Origin of the sequence: Plantibacter lichenum, from assembly GCF_050587525.1 — a bacterium.
Lineage (GTDB): Bacteria > Actinomycetota > Actinomycetes > Actinomycetales > Microbacteriaceae > Plantibacter.
Window position 1 is genome coordinate 176,202 of record NZ_JBOBFT010000008.1, and the last position, 16,847, is coordinate 193,048.

General features: G+C 67.9%; 16 protein-coding genes. 11 read left to right on the forward strand and 5 right to left on the reverse strand.

Annotated elements, in window-relative coordinates; translation table 11 throughout:
- Positions 1-15 precede the first annotated feature (15 nt).
- Genes ACQ3HB_RS12870 through ACQ3HB_RS12880 form a run of 3 tightly spaced genes read right to left on the reverse strand, consistent with a single transcriptional unit; the run spans position 16 to position 3,950 of the window.
- Complete coding sequence (locus ACQ3HB_RS12870; RefSeq protein WP_430920456.1) at positions 16-1,023, reverse strand: Gfo/Idh/MocA family protein; 1,008 nt, start codon at positions 1,021-1,023, stop codon at positions 16-18.
- Positions 1,020-2,936 carry a DUF5107 domain-containing protein gene (locus tag ACQ3HB_RS12875; RefSeq protein ID WP_430920457.1) on the reverse strand — a complete coding sequence of 639 codons (1,917 nt, stop codon included), beginning with the start codon at positions 2,934-2,936 and terminating at the stop codon, positions 1,020-1,022. Before ACQ3HB_RS12875 ends, ACQ3HB_RS12870 begins: the two co-directional genes overlap by 4 nt.
- A gap of 18 nt (positions 2,937-2,954) precedes the next feature.
- A complete protein-coding gene (locus tag ACQ3HB_RS12880; protein ID WP_430920458.1) occupies positions 2,955-3,950 on the reverse strand; it encodes an N-acetylglucosamine kinase in 996 nt (331 codons plus the stop codon).
- A gap of 89 nt (positions 3,951-4,039) precedes the next feature.
- Here ACQ3HB_RS12880 and ACQ3HB_RS12885 point away from each other — a divergent pair, with 89 nt between their 5' ends.
- From ACQ3HB_RS12885 to ACQ3HB_RS12910, 6 genes are all read left to right on the forward strand, one after another.
- A complete protein-coding gene (locus ACQ3HB_RS12885; protein ID WP_430920459.1) occupies positions 4,040-5,017 on the forward strand; it encodes a MurR/RpiR family transcriptional regulator in 978 nt (325 codons plus the stop codon).
- A 10-nt stretch (positions 5,018-5,027) separates the two neighbouring features.
- Entirely contained in the window at positions 5,028-5,801 is a 774-nt protein-coding gene (locus ACQ3HB_RS12890) for a sugar isomerase domain-containing protein (protein ID WP_430920460.1), read from the forward strand.
- 144 nt (positions 5,802-5,945) lie between these two features.
- On the forward strand, positions 5,946-7,352 hold the full coding sequence (gene ngcE / locus ACQ3HB_RS12895; RefSeq protein WP_430920461.1) for an N-acetylglucosamine/diacetylchitobiose ABC transporter substrate-binding protein: 1,407 nt from the start codon (positions 5,946-5,948) through the stop codon (positions 7,350-7,352).
- Positions 7,349-8,350, forward strand: coding sequence for a carbohydrate ABC transporter permease (locus ACQ3HB_RS12900; protein WP_430920462.1), 1,002 nt, complete (start codon positions 7,349-7,351; stop codon positions 8,348-8,350). Before ngcE ends, ACQ3HB_RS12900 begins: the two co-directional genes overlap by 4 nt.
- Positions 8,347-9,255 carry a carbohydrate ABC transporter permease gene (locus ACQ3HB_RS12905; RefSeq protein WP_430920463.1) on the forward strand — a complete coding sequence of 303 codons (909 nt, stop codon included), beginning with the start codon at positions 8,347-8,349 and terminating at the stop codon, positions 9,253-9,255. The genes ACQ3HB_RS12900 and ACQ3HB_RS12905 overlap by 4 nt, the downstream gene beginning before the upstream one ends.
- A 60-nt stretch (positions 9,256-9,315) precedes the next feature.
- Positions 9,316-10,071: a copper homeostasis protein CutC gene (locus ACQ3HB_RS12910; protein ID WP_430920464.1), complete on the forward strand. Its 756-nt coding sequence runs from the start codon at positions 9,316-9,318 to the stop codon at positions 10,069-10,071.
- A gap of 54 nt (positions 10,072-10,125) precedes the next feature.
- Here the strand turns inward: ACQ3HB_RS12910 and ACQ3HB_RS12915 are convergent, their stop codons facing one another.
- A complete protein-coding gene (locus ACQ3HB_RS12915; RefSeq protein ID WP_430920465.1) occupies positions 10,126-10,512 on the reverse strand; it encodes a DoxX family protein in 387 nt (128 codons plus the stop codon).
- 72 nt (positions 10,513-10,584) lie between these two features.
- Here ACQ3HB_RS12915 and ACQ3HB_RS12920 point away from each other — a divergent pair, with 72 nt between their 5' ends.
- The 3 genes from ACQ3HB_RS12920 (at position 10,585) to serA (ending at position 13,334) form a co-directional block, all read left to right on the forward strand.
- Positions 10,585-11,226 carry a hypothetical protein gene (locus ACQ3HB_RS12920; protein ID WP_430920466.1) on the forward strand — a complete coding sequence of 214 codons (642 nt, stop codon included), beginning with the start codon at positions 10,585-10,587 and terminating at the stop codon, positions 11,224-11,226.
- A gap of 2 nt (positions 11,227-11,228) precedes the next feature.
- Complete coding sequence (locus ACQ3HB_RS12925; protein ID WP_430920467.1) at positions 11,229-11,621, forward strand: hypothetical protein; 393 nt, start codon at positions 11,229-11,231, stop codon at positions 11,619-11,621.
- A 123-nt stretch (positions 11,622-11,744) separates the two neighbouring features.
- Positions 11,745-13,334, forward strand: a complete 1,590-nt coding sequence (serA, locus tag ACQ3HB_RS12930) for a phosphoglycerate dehydrogenase (protein WP_430920468.1) — start codon at positions 11,745-11,747, stop codon at positions 13,332-13,334.
- A gap of 223 nt (positions 13,335-13,557) precedes the next feature.
- Here serA and ACQ3HB_RS12935 read toward each other — a convergent pair whose 3' ends face one another.
- Complete coding sequence (locus tag ACQ3HB_RS12935; protein WP_430920469.1) at positions 13,558-14,103, reverse strand: TetR/AcrR family transcriptional regulator; 546 nt, start codon at positions 14,101-14,103, stop codon at positions 13,558-13,560.
- A gap of 92 nt (positions 14,104-14,195) precedes the next feature.
- Here ACQ3HB_RS12935 and ACQ3HB_RS12940 point away from each other — a divergent pair, with 92 nt between their 5' ends.
- Positions 14,196-15,725: an MFS transporter gene (locus tag ACQ3HB_RS12940; protein WP_430920512.1), complete on the forward strand. Its 1,530-nt coding sequence runs from the start codon at positions 14,196-14,198 to the stop codon at positions 15,723-15,725.
- 51 nt (positions 15,726-15,776) lie between these two features.
- Positions 15,777-16,832, forward strand: a complete 1,056-nt coding sequence (locus ACQ3HB_RS12945; protein WP_430920470.1) for a 3-isopropylmalate dehydrogenase — start codon at positions 15,777-15,779, stop codon at positions 16,830-16,832.
- Positions 16,833-16,847 lie beyond the last annotated feature (15 nt).

The following is a 16,847-nucleotide window of genomic DNA, read 5'->3' on the forward strand; positions in this document are numbered from 1 at the left end:
AGTTATGCGTGATGGTCAGGAGGTGGGGGTGCGGGTGACCTGGACCGGGCGACCGGTCGCGAGCGATTCCTTCGCCGCGAGGGACACTGCGAGCGCTGTGACCGCCGCATCCGTCGGACACCAGGCCGGTTCGGCGCCGGTCGCGATGCAGTCGAGGAAGTATTCCGCTTGACGTATGTACGGATCGCCGCCGTCGATGGAGGCCGATGCGAGCGCTTCTGCGCCATCGCCGACGGCCTCGAGATGCCGCGGCGACGCCGATCCGTCGAGGCTGCCGACGAAACGATGGGCCGCGAGAGCCTCCGATCCGAGCACCTCGGCAGAGGACGAGAACGTGAAGCCAGGGGGCATGCCCATGGAGGTGAGGACCTGGCCGAGGCCGCCGTTCGCATACTCGACGGCGGTTTCGATGGGACCGCCCGGCCGCCCCTGCCTCGCCGTGACCGTGAGCGGTTCACCGAGGAAGAGGTTGAGTTGGTCGAAGTCGTGGATCGCGAAGTCGACGAGGACGCCGCCGGACCGCGTCTCGTCGTGCCACCACGGCGACGGCTTCGGAGGCCCGCTCAGCCGTTCCGCACGAACCGACAACGGGACGCCGAGCGTGCCGGCCTCCGAGGCTTCGCGCAGTGCGCGGTACCCGCCGAAGAACCGCACGACGTGCGCCACCATCAGGAGCCCGGGACTGATCGCGGCCTGCGCACGGATCCGGTGGGCATCGTCGATCGTGAGGGCGATGGGCTTCTCGAGGAGCACGTGCTTGCCGGCCTGCAGTGCCAGGATCGCGATGTCGGCGTGCGTGTCGGTCGGCGTGCAGACGGAGACGATGCTCACCTCGGGGTCCGCGAGCACCGCATCGAGATCGGTGACGAGCGCGGCGTGGGGTGCGTGTTCGAGCGGCCTCGGCGTGCTGCCGGTGCAGACGTAGGCGATCCGTTCGCCGAGTCCTGCCCCGGCCCAAGCCCGCGCGTGCGCTTCGCCCATCGATCCTGCTCCGATGATGGCGATCGTGCCCTCGTGGCTCATTGCTCTCCTGTCATGCTGAACTGCGCTTCGGCCGGGACCGGCTCGTCGGGGATGAGTCGCCGCCAGAGATCGGCGAGCGCGTTGTCGCCCTCACGGAGATCCGGCACGTCGATGCCGGACCGCAGGAGCTCGACGGCGCGCGCGTCCTGGCCGGTTCCCGCGAGCGCCGAAGCGAGGAGCAGATCGATGCGTCCGCCCGTCAGCCCTGCAGCGATTCCTGCCTCGAGGAGCTGGAGGGCGAGTTCGGGATCGCCTGCTGGGAGTGCGGTCGTCGCCGCCTCGACGAGCAGCGATCGTCCGGCGGGGTTCGCTGCGCACGCCCGGCGGTAGTGGTCGAGCGCGGTGATGTGGTCCCCTCGATCCACGGCGAGGAGGGCGAGACCCCGTTCGGCGAGCGCATCCGGCCCGAATTCGAGGGCCTGTCCGTACAGCGTTCGCGCCGCATCGGCGTCGCCCGCCGCGTGCGCGATCGTCGCACGGTGCAGGAGCGTCTGGGCGGTGGGGGAGTGCGCCGCGAGCAGTTCGTCCCACGCGCTGCCTGCGACGAAGCTCGCGGAGCCGGTGAACTCGTCACCGTCGAGCAGTGCGATCCATGGTCGTTCCGCGTCGCCGATGCTCTCGGACCGGAACGGCGTGCCGGTCCCGTCGATCCATGGCGTCCCTGTTCGCGAGCGCAGGGCGGATTCGACCGCGCCCCAGCCAGAGCCGTCGGACACGATGCGATCCGGTGCGATGTCGAACGAGGCGCGCGCGGCGTCGTGGGCCCGCACCAGCACATCTGCTCCGATGAGCCGTTCGACCCGCTCGCCCGTGTGGATGACGGCCGCGTTCCAGTCGTCGCCGTGAGCGATCGACGGGTCGGCCGCAGCGTTGCCGTAGGCCTCGACCCACGACCACTCGCCCCCTGCCGGCATCGTGAGGTGTTGATACTGCGTCTGGGCGAGGCCGGCCTGAATCTCGGCGTACTCGCCGCCGTCCGGGCTCAGCCACTCCTGCCATCGCCTGCCGCCGCGCTCCTGTCCCCAGACGAAGAGCTTCCGCCCGCGCAACTCCGGGGTGGACACGATGGCGAGGCCGTCGCCGTCCTGATCCGTCTGGACGATCCAGCGGCGTTCATCCGGGGCGATATCGAAGAAGAAGTCGCGGGCGTGCTGGTTGTTCGTTGGCCAGGTGCAGTCCGTACCGCCGTCTGTCGTGGGCGAGACCCGCGCGATGCCGCCGGCCTCGTCGCTCGCGAATGCGGAGTCCGCGGGGGCGATCACGCGGTTCCGGGGATCCTGGGGCACGGCCGCGTTCGTCCACCAGTAGATCGGGACCTCTGCGTCCGCCGGGTTTCTGAGCCGCACGGCGACCAGGAGGACCGCGGAGTCCTCCGGCAGCCAGGCGTCGATCTGGAACACCGTCCCGCGCACCCGATCGAACTCCCACATGCGGAGGATCTCGCGACCGTCCGGTGCGTGCACGATCGCCGTGTGCAGCGGACTGCACGTCGTCGGGGTGTGACCGCGTGTGGTCGTATTCCATTCGATCCCGCCCGCGAACCAGGCGTTCCGGAGGGCGAGGTTCGCGAACTGGATCGTGTCGGGGGAGAAGAGGAGCTGTTTGCCCGTGCGGTGGTCGAGGAGTTCCCAGAGTCGTCCGCCGAGCGACGGAAGGAAGACGGCGCGCACGTGCTCGTTCTCGAGGACGATCGCCTCGACGGCCGTTTCACGCCGGTTCCGGTCGTAGCCGTCCTGTTCGCGATGCGGGTAGAGGTTCGCCGGTGTGCCGTGCTGGGAGCCGTCGATGATCTCCTGCGGGACGCCGCCGTCGATCCGATACGGGCTCTCGAGGAGCGGACCGACCATCGGTAACGGACTCTCCGGCCCGAGGTGGGCGAGCCGCAGCGATCGCGTTCCGACGGTGATGCTCATCCGATGTTCCTCGTTCCGTCAAGCGCGGCGTGCGCGCACGGGCGCGACGCCGTCGTCGATGCGATGGAAGACATCGTCGTCCACCACCGATCCCGCCCTGCGGAGGGCGAGGGTTCCAGCGCCGACGAGCCCGTCGGCCACCGGGACGAGTCTGGCCCCGCCGCTCGCGGCCGTCAATCGTTCGCGAGCGAGTCCGGAGTGTTGGAGGAGTCCGTCCACGAGGACGCTGCCGCCGACGACCACCGGGACGTCCGGTCCTGGGCGGTGCACCGCAGACAGGAGTTCGGCGAGTTTCTCGACCGCCTCCGCGAGGATCCGTTCTGCGACGTCGTCACCCGTCGCGGCGAAGGCGAGGGGCGCGAAGCGGGCGAGTGCGATGGGTCGGTCCCCGTAGACGTGGTCGATGAGGCTTCCGAGCGCGTTCGACCGGTGCTCCGACGGCGCTTCGTCGAGGGAGATGCCGAGTGCTTCGGTGAGGAGCGGGGTCAGGGCGGTGCGCGGGCCGAGGCCGTCGAGGTCGGCTGCGACCGCTCGCACGACACGTCTCGCGATCCAGAACCCGGACCCGTCGTCGCCGAGGAGCCAACCGGCCCCGCCGATCTCGCGGACGAGCGCGCCGTCCTCCACGCGCCCGGCGACGCTCCCCGTGCCCGCGATCAGGACAGAACCCCGGAGCCCCGGCGTACCGGAGCCGAACATGCCGAGGAGGTCTGGCTCGATCACGAGCTCGTCGAACCCGATCGGGGCGAATCGCGCCAACAGCTGCTCGCGGTAGGCGGTCGTCACCTGGCCGGCCTGTGTGATCGCTACGACCGAGCCGGCGTCCGCCCGCACGCCTGCCGCGGCGAGCGCTTCAGCGGCGGCGGCCGAGATCTGTTCGACGGCGCTCTCGATGCCGGAGGAGGTCGGGTTGCCGCCCAACGCCCGCCCGGTGCCGAGGCAGAGCCCCGATGGATCGAGGACGGCCGCCCTCGAGGACGTCCCGCCAGCGTCGATCGCCAGACTTATTCTCATCGTCATCATCCCGAAACATCTTGCCGTGGACGACACCGTACTGTAAGAATCAGTTTTGCGGCACTCCAACGAAGGAGAAACGAATTTCCATGACCATTGCGTCTCGAACGGTGATTCCCGGTGAACACGCCACTGGCGTGACCAACCGGATCCGATCCCGTATGCCCGAGATGTCCGACGTCATGACCCGCATCGCCCGCTACCTCCTCGAGAAGCCCGATGCGCCGCTCACCCTCACGATCGGCGAACTCGCCGCGGAATCCGGCGTCTCCGCCGCGACCATCACCCGTTTCTGCCGCCTGATCGGGTACACGGGATACGCTCCGTTCCGCGTGGACCTCGCGAAGGACTTCGGTCGGAGCACTGCCCGCGAGTCCTGGCAGATCGACATCGGTCGCGGCTTCGGACCGGACGACCCGCCGAACGACGTCCTCAGCACCCTCCTGAACGCACACTCCCGCACCCTCCGCGAAACGGCCGATGCGATCGACCTCGAGGTCATGCAGCGGATCGCGGAGCGCATCTCGGACAGCAGGAACGTCGACATCTACGGCGTCGGCGGGAGCGCGATGCTCGCGGACGAGATGCAGGCGCGGCTCTACCGCATCGGCGTGAACACCCATTCCTGGTCGGAGGTGCACGCGGGACTCACGAGCGCGGCAATCCAGGGATCGGACTCCGTCGCGATCGGCATCTCCAACACGGGCCGTACCGAGGAGACCATCCAGATGCTGCGCGAGGCCGGTCGCTCTGGCGCCCTCACGATCGCGATCAGCAACAACCCGACGTCCCCGCTCGCGGCCGAAGCCGACCTGCAGATCATCACCTCCGTCCACGAGCGCTTCCTCCAGCCAGACGACCTCTCCGCGAAGCACGGGCAGCTGTTCGTCCTCGACCTCCTCTACCTGCTCGTCGCCCAGAAGAACTTCGACCGGACGACCCAGCGGCTCGCGGCATCGGCGCTCGCCGTCGCATCGCACCGCCGTCCCCGCCGCCCCGCGGCCACTCCGACCCCCTCGACCACCCCGACCCCGGCCGCGCTCGGCGCGCACGGACAGAAAGGCTGAACCGATCCCCATGGCTGACGTCGCAACCCGCACCGAACTGAACCGTCGATACACGGAGGAGGTGACCTCCCGCATCGCCGCACTCGCCGCCTCCGCAGACGACGGCGGCCTCGACGCGGCGGTCGACATCCTCGCCGAGGCGATCCGGAAGGGCGGCGTCATCCAGGCGTTCGGCACCGGCCACTCCGAGGCGTTCGCGATGGAGATCGCGGGCCGGGCGGGCGGGCTCATCCCCACGAACAAGATCGCCCTCCGCGACGTCGTCCTCCGCGGCGAACGCACCGTGGCAGACCTCGGCGGCGCCGAACTCGAGCGCAGCGGCGACGTCGCCTCCGAACTCTTCGCGATCTCGCCCATTGGTCCGGACGACGCCTTCATCATCGCGTCCAACTCCGGCGTGAACGGCTCGATCGTCGGTCTCGCCGTCCTCGCCAAGGAACACGGCCACCCCGTGATCGCCGTCACCTCGCTCGAACACACCCAGCGGGTGCAGCCGAAGCACTCGAGCGGTCTGCGCCTCTCGGAAGTGGCCGACGTCGTCATCGACAACCGCGCCCCGTTCGGCGACGCGACGATCGAGGTCCGCGAGGGCGTCCCCGTCGGCGCCGTCTCCTCGATCACCGCCGCGTACATCGCCCAGCTCCTCACGATCGGCGTCGCCGACCGACTCGCCGAATCCGGTGAGACCCCGCCCCTCTACATCTCGGCGAACATCCCCGGCGGCGACGAGCACAACCGTGTGCTCGAGGACCGCTACCTCGGCCGGATCAGACGAGACGCCTGACCGGCGCCCGGCCGCCGCCAGCCCGAACGCCCACGGCACCTGCACCACCAGCACTCCAGCCAGAACAGGCCCACAGACAGAACAGACCCAGCCGGCTCGCCGGTTCTCCGCACCACACCATACGAATCACTGGAAGGTAGAACGATGGAACAGCAGCACGCATCATTCCAACGACGCGACTTCTTGCGGGGAGCACTCGTCACCGCCGTGCTCCTCCCACTCGGTGGCACACTCGTGTCCTGCGTGGGTGGAGGCGGAACCGCCACCGCGACCGGTGGGCCCGTCTCCGCGGGCAACCCGTTCGGCATGGCAGCCAAGTCGACCGTCGACGCCGTCATCTTCAAGGGCGGCTACGGCATCGAGTACACGGAGTTCGCCGGCAAGCTCGTCGAGAAGCAGCAGGAGGGCTCGACCGTCAAGGTCACGGCCGCCACGAACATCGCGCAGACCCTGCAGCCCCGCTTCGTCGCAGGCAACCCGCCGGACGTCATCGACAACAGCGGTGCCGGCCTCATCGGCATCAACACCATCCGTGACCAGCTCGAAGACCTCACCTCCGTCATCGAGGCGAAGAACTACGAGGGCAAGGTCATCAAGGACACCCTCTACCCGGGTGTCGTCGAGCCGGGCACCTTCGACGGCAAGTTCGTTCAGCTCAACTACGTGCTGACCGTCTACGCCATGTGGTACTCGGCGTCCCTCTTCGAGTCGAACGGCTGGACCGTTCCGAAGACCTGGGATGAAGCGCTCGAACTCGGCGCGAAGGCCAAGGAGCAGGGCAAGTACCTGTTCGGCTGGGGAACGGAAGCGGCCACCTACTACCAGACCATGGCGATCGCCTCCGCGATCAAGGAGGGCGGCGACGAGGTCCGCGTCGCACTCGACAACCTGGCCGAAGGCTGTTGGTCGCTGCAACCCGTGCAGGACGTGTTCAACGCGCTCAAGAAGATCATCGACGCCGGGTACGTCAAGCCAGGTGGCGCGGGAACCCAGTTCACGGCCGCACAGGCGCAGTGGAGCAACGCGGAGGACTTCATCCTCTACCCGTCCGGCGGCTGGATCGAGAACGAGATGAAGACGCAGACGAAGGAGGGCTTCAAGATGACGGGCGCTCCGGAGCCCACCGTCACAGCGAACCCCAAGATGCCGTACACGGCGCTGCACAGCACCGCGGGTGAAGGCTTCGTCGTCCCGTCGCAGGGCAAGAACGTGCCCGGCGGCAAGGAGTTCATGCGCGCGATGCTCTCGAACGACGCCGCGGTCAACTTCGCGAAGACGACCTTCTCCTCCACGATCGTCAAGGACACGATCCCCGCGGACGGCTTCGGCTCGACGGCACTCGTGTCGCAGGTCAAGATGCTCGAAGCCGCAGGGAAGGACGTGTTCTCCTGGAACTTCGTCGACCTGTACGGCCTCAACACCGACCAGCTCGTCCTCTGGAACACGTTCCTCCAGGGCGGCTCCGACGTCGCGACCCTCACCAAGGGTCTGCAGGACATCAGCGACAAGGTCCGGAACGACGACTCGGTGAAGAAGGTCACCGTCAAATGACAGCGATCGGCACACCGGTCGGGCGCGTGGGTGGCGGGAAACCTCCCGCCGCCCGCCGGTTGCGCCGTCGTGACTTCACGTTCGACCGGATCACCTTCTTCCTCGTGTTCCTCATCGTGCCCGTCGTCGGGTACGTGGTGTTCGTGGTCTCGCCGTTCGCCCAGGCCGCGTACTACTCGCTCACGAACTGGTCCGGCTTCTCGCCGGCGATGGACTTCGTGGGCATCTCCAACTACACGAAGCTGTTCCAGGACGCCACGTTCCTGCAGGCGATGGGGAACAGCGTCACACTCGCGATCGTGCTCCCGATCGTCACGCTCGGCATCGCGTTCCTGTTCGCATCGCTCATCACCATCGGCGGTCCGAGCAACGGACCGATGCGGGGCCTGCGGAACTCGAGCGTCTACCGGGTCATCACGTTCTTCCCGTACGTGGTGCCCGCCATCGTGATCGGTCTCATCTGGAAGCAGATCTACGACCCGTCGTCGGGGCTCCTGAACGGCGTGCTGACGGGGATAGGACTCGATCAGTTCCAGTCGTTCGCGTGGCTCGGCAATCCGGACACGGCGATGATCGCCACGATGTTCGTGATCGTGTGGGGCCTCATCGGCTTCTACACGGTCCTGTTCATCGCGGCCATCAAGGGCGTGCCGGCCGAGATCTACGAAGCGGCTCGGATCGATGGCGCTGGTCGGTTCCGCACGGCGCTCACCATCACGATCCCGCTCATCCGCGACAACATCCAGACGGCGTACATCTACATGGGGATCCTGGCGCTCGACGCCTTCGTCTACATGGCGGCGTTGAACCCGGGCGGCGGCCCGAGCAACACGACGCTCGTGATGTCGCAGCAACTGTTCACGACGGCTTTCACCAAAGGGCAGTTCGGCTACGCCTGTGCAATGGGTGTCGTCCTGGCGCTCGTCACCCTGCTGTTCGCAGGGATCGTCTTCCTGGTGAGTCGTCTCACCGGCGGAACAAGTGAGGTCGCAGAATGAGCTCCGTCACCACGGCAACAACGGCGAATCCGGCCGTCGTCGGCACCCAGAAGGTGCCATCGACCCGGAAGTCGACGACGGGTGACAAGGTGGTGGGGACCGCGTCGCACACGGTCCTCATCATCTGGTCGATCGTGGTCGTCGTCCCGCTGCTCTGGACGGTCATGTCCTCGTTCAAGACGAGTTCGGAGATCTTCTCCTCGCCGTTCGCGCTCCCGTCGAAGTGGAACTTCGACAACTACGTCAACGCGTGGACGACTGCCGGCATCGGCAGCTTCTTCATCAACTCCGTCATCGTCGTGTTCGGCGCGCTCATCGTCACGATGCTCTTCGGGTCGATGTGCGCGTACGTGCTCGCGCGGTTCCAGTTCTTCGGGAGCCGGGCGATCTACTACCTGATGCTCGCAGGGCTCACCTTCCCGGTCTTCCTCGCGATCGTTCCGTTGTTCTTCGTGCTGCGCAGCATCGGATTGCTGAACACACTGCCCGGGTTGATCCTGACCTACGCGGCGTTCGCCTTCCCGTTCACGGTGTTCTTCCTCTTCTCCTTCTTCAAGTCGTTGTCGGCGTCCATCGCGGAAGCGGCGGCGCTCGACGGCGCGGGGGAGTGGCGGACGTTCTTCCAGGTGATGCTGCCGATGGCCCGTCCCGGTCTCGCGACCGTGGCGATCCTCAACTTCGTCGGACTCTGGAACCAGTTCCTCCTGCCGGTCGCCCTCAACAGCAACCCGCAGAACTACGTGCTGACCCAGGGCATGGCGTCGTTCGCCTCGCAGGCCGGATACTCGGTGGACTTCGGCGCGTTGTTCGCGGCGTCGGTCATCACGGTCGTGCCGGTGCTCATCGTGTACCTGATCTTCCAGCGCCAGCTGCAGGGATCGGTTTCCCAGGGAACCAACAAGTAGCAGCCCGGCGGGGTGCACGGGGCAGTCCTCGGCATGCGGAAGACTAGAAGGATGAGCCCCATGAGCACCCTTGAACGTCACGTCGCGGTGGAGATCGCCGTCCAGGATCTGGACGGCGTGCGCGTCGCCATCAAGGAGGGCGCCGAGCGGATCGAACTCTGTCAGGCGCTCGGCGTCGGAGGTCTCACACCCTCCATCGGGCTCGTCATGGCCGCTGTCCGCGCGGCGGACGAGGCGGGACTCACGAACTTCGTGCACGTCCTCGTCCGTCCGCGCGAAGGCGGGTTCGTCTACTCGCCCGGTGAGGTCGAGGTCATGCTCGGCGACGTCCTCGCGCTCGAAGCCGCCGGAGCAGCAGGCGTCGTCGTCGGTGCGCTCCAGGGCGACCGTTCGATCGACTTGGAGACCACGGCACGGTTCGTCGAGTCCGCGGGAGATCTCGAAGTGACCTTCCACCGGGCGTTCGACGCTTCGCTGAAGCCGCTCGAGGGCATCGACGCGTTGGCCGAGGCCGGGGTGCGTCGTGTGCTCACGTCAGGGCAGGCGCGGTCGAGCATCGATGGCGTGCCGATGCTGTCGAAGCTCGTCGAGCACGCGGCCGGCCGGGTGGAGATCATGGCGGGCGGCGGCGTCACCGTCGACGCCATCCCCGAGTTGGTCGGCTCCGGCGTCGACGCCGTGCACCTGTCCGCGAAGCGTCCTTCCGGTCGCCTCACGGAGACGGGTCCGGGCGGAGGATCCGCTGCGTATGACGTGACGGATGCGACGACGGTCGCCCGCGCGGTGGCAGCGGTCAGGCGTTCGATCCGCTCGTGATCGGTTGTTCCGGCCTGGCCGGACCAGTCTGTCCGAGTCGCTGTTGTGTGTCGGTCAGATGACCGTGACGACGAGCGCCGCGATGAGGACGAGCTGCCCGATCAGGCGCGGGACGAACGGCGTGGCGAGTGCACCGAACTTCTCGCGGTGCTTCGCCGCGTAGGCGTTCGCCGGGAAGACCGCCACCAGGAAGACGATCAAGCAGATCACGGCCGCGAGACGCGTCGCCGGAACGAGCAGTCCGATGCCGCCCGCGATCTCGCACACGCCGGTGAACGCGACGAGCGCGGCGGGAGTGATCCGGTCTGAGCGCAGCCTCGGCGGGATCATCGCCGCCATCGTGCGTTTCGGACCGGGGAGGAAATGCCCGACGCCCATCACGAGGAAGACCGCGGCGAGCGCGATCACGAGGACGAGCGGGACGATGCTGAACGGGCTCATCCGACTATTGTCGCCCCGTTGCGGTCTCCAGCCCGCACGGCTGCCCGGCCGCGCGGCGATAGGCTGGACGACATGAGTGATGGGCGTGACGACGAAGCGCTGAGCTGGGCGGGCGACGACGACCCGACCCTCGACCCGCAAGGCGTCCGATCAGCGGAGCCCCATCTGGCTCCAGGCTGGAAGGTCGTCGGTACGCCGGGCGAAGCCGAGGCGGAAGCGCCGGAGACGGTCTTCGCCTCGGAGGCGGAGACATCCGAAACGGATCCTGCCACGGATCGCGCCACGGATCCTGACGCAGCGGTCGCTGTCGATGCTGCGCCGATCGCGGACTCCGACGTCGTTGCGCCGGAGGCCGTCGAGACCGAGGCGGTCGAGCCTGCGACCGCGGCGGCCGGCTCGTCGACTGCACCCGGCGCACCCCGGGAGCAGATGAGCTCACCGATGCTCATCACGCTCGGCGTCTTTGGGGGAGTGTTCCTGCTCTATGCCGTCGGCTGGATCGTCTCGGCGTTCCGACCGGACGTCCCACCGCCCACCGACGTCGTCGGGGCCTTTATGTTCAACCTGGGTCAGGCCCTCGCGGTCCTCGCGGCTCCGGCCTGGATGGCGGCCACCCTGTGGCTCACGAGTCCCCAGAAGCCGTGGTTCCGCATCGCGATGCTCGCCGTCGGGGTCGTCGTCCTCATTCCGTGGCCGTTCCTGAGAGGGGTCTGACGATGCGTGCACGCACCACCGCGGAAGCCGGAGCGGATCGAACCGCTCCCGACCGCGCACAGAAGACCGGTCCAATCTGGCTCAGCTGGACCGTCGCCGTCCTGTTCGGCCTCTTCTTCGCCTACGACGTGTTCGAGGCGATCGGGAACCTCGTCGGCATCCTCGGACTGTCCTCTCAGCTCGGCCCGATGAACGCGCTCGCCTGGATCGTCCTGCCCGCCAGCATCGTGCTCCCGCTCGTCGCCTTCGCAATCGCCTACTGGACGGGAAGGCGCAAACGCATCCTCGAACAGGCCGTGCGGTTCTTCGTCGCCCTGTGCGTCGTGGCCGCGCTCTGGCAGTCGGTCCTCGCGCTCTTCGGCCCGTACTCCTTTTTCGACATCCCGCTGTCCTGAGCATCGGTCGCGGAGCGTCATCCGGCGGCCGGAGCGCAGCCCGCTCCGCTAGAGTGCTGGTGGGCGCGCCCACGTGCTGTCTCGCCCAGTCCCCGCTCCCGCTGCGCTCAAAGGAATAGTTCCGTGTCGAAACCGGTCGTGCTGATCGCCGAAGAACTCTCACCCGCCACAGTCGACGCCCTCGGGCCCGACTTCGAGATCCGCACCGTCGACGGTACCGACCGCCCGGCCCTGCTGTCCGCCCTGTCCGACGCGAGCGCCATCCTCGTGCGCTCCGCGACCAAAGTCGACGAGGAGGCCATCGCGGCCGCCCCGCAGCTCAAGGTCATCGCCCGTGCGGGCGTCGGCCTCGACAACGTCGACATCAAGGCCGCCACGACGGCAGGCGTCATGGTCGTCAACGCACCGACGTCGAACATCATCTCTGCCGCGGAACTGACCGTCGGCCACATCCTGAGCCTCGCCCGCCACATCCCGGCCGCGCACGCCGCGCTCGCCCAGGGCCAGTGGAAGCGCTCGAAGTACACCGGCACGGAGCTCTACGAGAAGACGATCGGCATCATCGGCCTCGGCCGCATCGGCGCCCTCATCACCGCTCGCCTGCAGGCGTTCGGCACGAACGTCATCGCGTACGACCCCTACGTCACCTCGGCCCGCGCTCAGCAGCTCGGCGTGCAGCTCGTCACGCTCGACGAACTGCTCGCGCAGGCGGACTTCATCTCGATCCACATGCCGAAGACGCCGGAGACCACGGGCATGATCGCCGGTCCGCAGTTCGCGCTCATGAAGCCGACGGCCTACATCGTCAACGTCGCTCGTGGCGGCCTGATCGACGAGGACGCGCTCTACACGGCCCTCACCGACAACGTCATCGCCGGCGCCGGCCTCGACGTCTTCGTCAGCGAACCGCCCACCGACCACAAGCTCCTCGGCCTCGAGAACGTCGTCGTCACCCCGCACCTCGGTGCGTCGACGGATGAGGCGCAGGAGAAGGCCGGCGTCTCGGTCGCGAAGTCCGTGCGCCTCGCCCTCGGCGGAGAACTCGTTCCGGATGCGGTCAACGTCGCCGGCGGCGTCATCGACCAGTACGTGCGTCCCGGCATCCCGCTCGTCGAGAAGCTCGGCCAGGTCTTCTCGGCCCTCTCCACGTCGCCGCTCACGAGCGTCGACGTCGAGGTCCACGGCGAACTGAGCGGATACGACGTCAGCGTCCTCAAACTCGCCGCCCTCAAGGGGATCTTCACGAACATCGTGAGCGAGACCGTCTCCTACGTCAACGCACCGCTCCTCGCGGAGCAGCGCGGCGTTGTGGTCCGCCTCCTCACCGACGACGTGAGCGAGGAGTACCGCAACATCATCACGCTCCGCGGCGCACTCAGCGACGGTTCGCAGATCTCGGTCTCCGGAACGCTCACGGGCACGAAGCAGATCGAGAAGATCGTCGAGATCAACGGCTACGACGTCGAGGTCCCCATCGCCGAGCACCACATCGTGATGCTCTACACGGACCGCCCCGGCATCGTCGCGGTCTACGGTCAGAAGTTCGGTGAGGCGTCGATCAACATCGCCGGCATGCAGGTCGCCCGTCACGAAGCAGGCGGCCCCGCGCTCAGCGTGCTCACGGTCGACTCGCCCGTCTCGGACGAGATCCTCGAGGAAGTGCGTGTCGCGATCGACGCCACGGTGCTCCGCGAGATCGACATCACGGAGTAGTCCTCCAGGTCGGTCGCTGAGCCTGTCCGGAGGATGCACTTCGACAGGCTCAGTGACCGGGTGCGCCTCAGCGATCGGAGTCCGGTCCCTGAGCTTGTCGAAGGGTGTGGCCTGTTCGGGTGCACTTCGACAGGCTCAGTGACCGGGTGCGGCTCAGTGACCGGGTGCGGCTCAGAGACCGGGTGCGCCTCAGCGACCGGGTACGGCTCGGCACCCCGCCGCGTCAGGGGATGAGGCGCTTGATGACCGCGAGCAGGCGGTCGATGCTCTCGTCGGATCCTTGTGACGGATCCGCGATGCCCATGCCCAGCTGGGCGGTGTTCGCGTAGAGGCCGTCGCACATGAGGACGACGGCGCGCGCCGTGTCCGCGTCGCCCACCGCGTCCTCGATCGTCCGCAGCCAGCCGTCGCGGATCGCCGACATCGCTTCGCTCGCGCGCGGGTTCGGCCCCTGAGCGATGTGGCTCACAGCGATGATCGCGCGATCGAACGGGGTCCCGCAGTCGACCGAGGTGCGCACGAAGTACTCGACAGCCCCCTCCGGAGCGTTCACCATCGCCTCCGTGTCCGCTTCGGCGAGGGAGCTGAGCCGCTCGATGAGGCCGTCGGCCAGCGCTTCCTTCGAGCCGAAGTGATAGAGCAGGCCGCCCTTCGAGACGCCGGCCGCTGCTGCGACGGCCTCGAGGGTCGCCGCGCGCTCACCGTGCTCGATGAGCATCTCCGCGAAAGCGTCGAGGATGCGCTCGCGGGCTGCGGGTGGTCTGGCCATGTCTCCATCGTAACCAGCAGGGGACGAACTGCTGCTTGATAACTATACCGACTGGACGGTATAGTAGTCGAGTTCTGCCACTGAGAAAGAGGATCACTGTGTCAACCGCAACCGCACCCATCACCACCGAGGCCCCCCGCGCAGGTGCGCGCGCCTGGTGGGCACTCGCGGTGCTCATGCTGCCCGTGCTGCTCGTCTCGGTCGACAACACCGTCCTGAACTTCGCGCTCCCGTCCATCTCCGAAGCGCTCACGCCCACGGGGACGCAGCTCCTCTGGATCGTCGACTCCTACCCGCTCGTACTCGCGGGCCTCCTCGTCTCGATGGGCAGCCTCGGCGACCGCATCGGCCGTCGGCGGCTCCTGCTCATCGGCTCGATCGGGTTCGGACTCGTCTCGATCGCCGCGGCGTTCGCTCCCAGCCCCGAGCTCCTCATCGCAGCGCGCGCCGGCCTCGGCTTCTTCGGCGCCATGCTCATGCCGTCCACGCTGTCCCTGCTCCGCAACATCTTCCTGAACCGTGACCAGCGCCGGTTCGCGATCGCCGTGTGGGCGAGCGGATTCGCCGCCGGCAGTGCGCTCGGCCCCATCGTGGGCGGCATCATCCTCGAGCACTTCGCGTGGGGGGCCGTGTTCCTCATCGCCGTGCCAGTGCTCCTGCCGCTCGTCGTGCTCGCACCGATCCTCATCCCGGAGTCGAAGGACCCGAAGCCCGGTCGCATCGACGTGCCGAGCATCCTGCTCCTGCTCCTCGCGATGGCGCCGTTCGTCTTCGGCATCAAGCACCTCGCCGAGTCCGGTTTCGATTGGATCACGGTCGTCGCGTTCGTCGTCGGCATCACGAGCGGCGTCCTGTTCGTGCGCCGTCAGCTGCGCCTCGAATCGCCCATGCTCGACCTCACGCTCTTCCGGAAGCCCGCGTTCAGCGGTGCCGTGCTCGTCAACCTGTTCAGCGTGACCGCGCTCGTCGGCGGCCTGTTCTTCGTCTCGCAGCACCTGCAGCTCGTCCTCGGGCTCAAGCCGCTCGACGCCGGCCTCGTGCTCCTGCCCGGTCTCCTCGTGATGATCGCGGCCGGTCTGCTCATCGTGCCCGTCTCGAAGCGCGTGCGCCCGGGCATCGTCATCCCGATCGCCCTCGCGGTCTCGGCGGCGGGGTACGCGGCCATCGCGATCACCGGCGGTGACGTCACGGCGTTCGGCATCGGCCTCGCATTCGTGGCGCTCGGCCTCGGCATCGGTTCCGCTGAGACGATCTCGAACGAGCTCATCATCGCGAGCGCTCCCGCCGAGAAGGCTGGTGCGGCCTCCGGCGTCTCCGAGACCGCGTACGAGCTCGGTGCAGTCCTCGGAACGGCCATCCTCGGAACCGTCCTCACGGCTTCGTACCGTGCGAGCGTCGTCCTGCCCGTCGGGCTGACGACCGAGCAGCAGCACGCCGCGGGGGAGACCCTCGGCGGCGCGGCGAACGTCGCGGGCCAGCTGCCGGCCGACCTCGGCCAGCAGCTCCTGGACTCCGCTCGGCACGCGTTCGACAGCGGTGTGGGCGTCGCAGCGTGGATCGGCGTCGGCCTCATCCTCGGCGCGATGGTCATCGCCGCGGTCGGCCTGCGTCGCGTGCGCTGATCCAGCGGCGATAAGCTGGACGGCACACTGTCGTTCACCCCCAGGAGCCCCATGTCGCGCACCGTCAAACTCGCTGTCATCCCCGGTGACGGGATCGGACCGGAAGTCATCGCGGAGGCCGTCAAGGTCCTCGACGCGGTCACGGCCTCGAGCGACGTGGTGTTCGAGCAGACGGAGTTCTCGCTCGGCGCCGGGCGGTTCCTGGCCACGGGCGACGTCCTGACGGACGAGGACCTCGAAGCGATCAAAGCGCACGACGCGATCCTGCTCGGCGCGGTCGGCGGGGTTCCCGGCGACCCGCGTCTGAAGGACGCGAACATCGAGCGGGGACTCCTCCTCAAGCTGCGGTTCACGCTCGACCACTACGTGAACCTTCGGCCCACCCTCGTCTACGAGGGCGTGGAGAGTCCTCTGCGCGATGCCGGCGACGTCGACTTCGTCGTCGTCCGTGAGGGCACCGAGGGCCCGTACGTGGGCAACGGCGGCGCGATCCGCCAGGGAACGCCGCACGAGATCGCCAACGAGGTGTCCGTGAACACCGCGTACGGCGTCGAGCGGGTCGTGCGCTACGCGTTCGCTGCAGCGCGCGAGCGTCGCGGCAAGCTCTCGCTCGTGCACAAGACCAACGTGCTCGTCTTCGCCGGGTCGCTGTGGAAGCGCATCGTCGACGCCGTCGCCATCGAGTTCCCGGACGTCACCGTGGATTACCTCCACGTCGATGCGGCGACGATCTTCCTCGTCACGGATCCTGCTAGATTTGACGTCATCGTCACGGACAACCTCTTCGGCGACATCCTCACCGATCTGGCCGGCGCAATCAGCGGCGGCATCGGACTCGCGGCCTCCGGCAACATCAACCCGGACGGCACGTACCCGAGCATGTTCGAGCCCGTCCACGGATCGGCGCCCGACATCGCCGGGAAGCAGCTCGCGGATCCCACCGCCGCCATCCTCTCCGTCTCCCTCCTGCTCACGCACCTGGGACTGACCGATGAAGCGACGCGGATCGCGACTGCAGTGACCGCGGACATCGCGTCCCGCGGCGGAGTCACCCGCACCACGACCGAGGTCGGGGATGCGATCGCGGCCCTCGTGGGCGCACACTAGACACAGGATTCGACG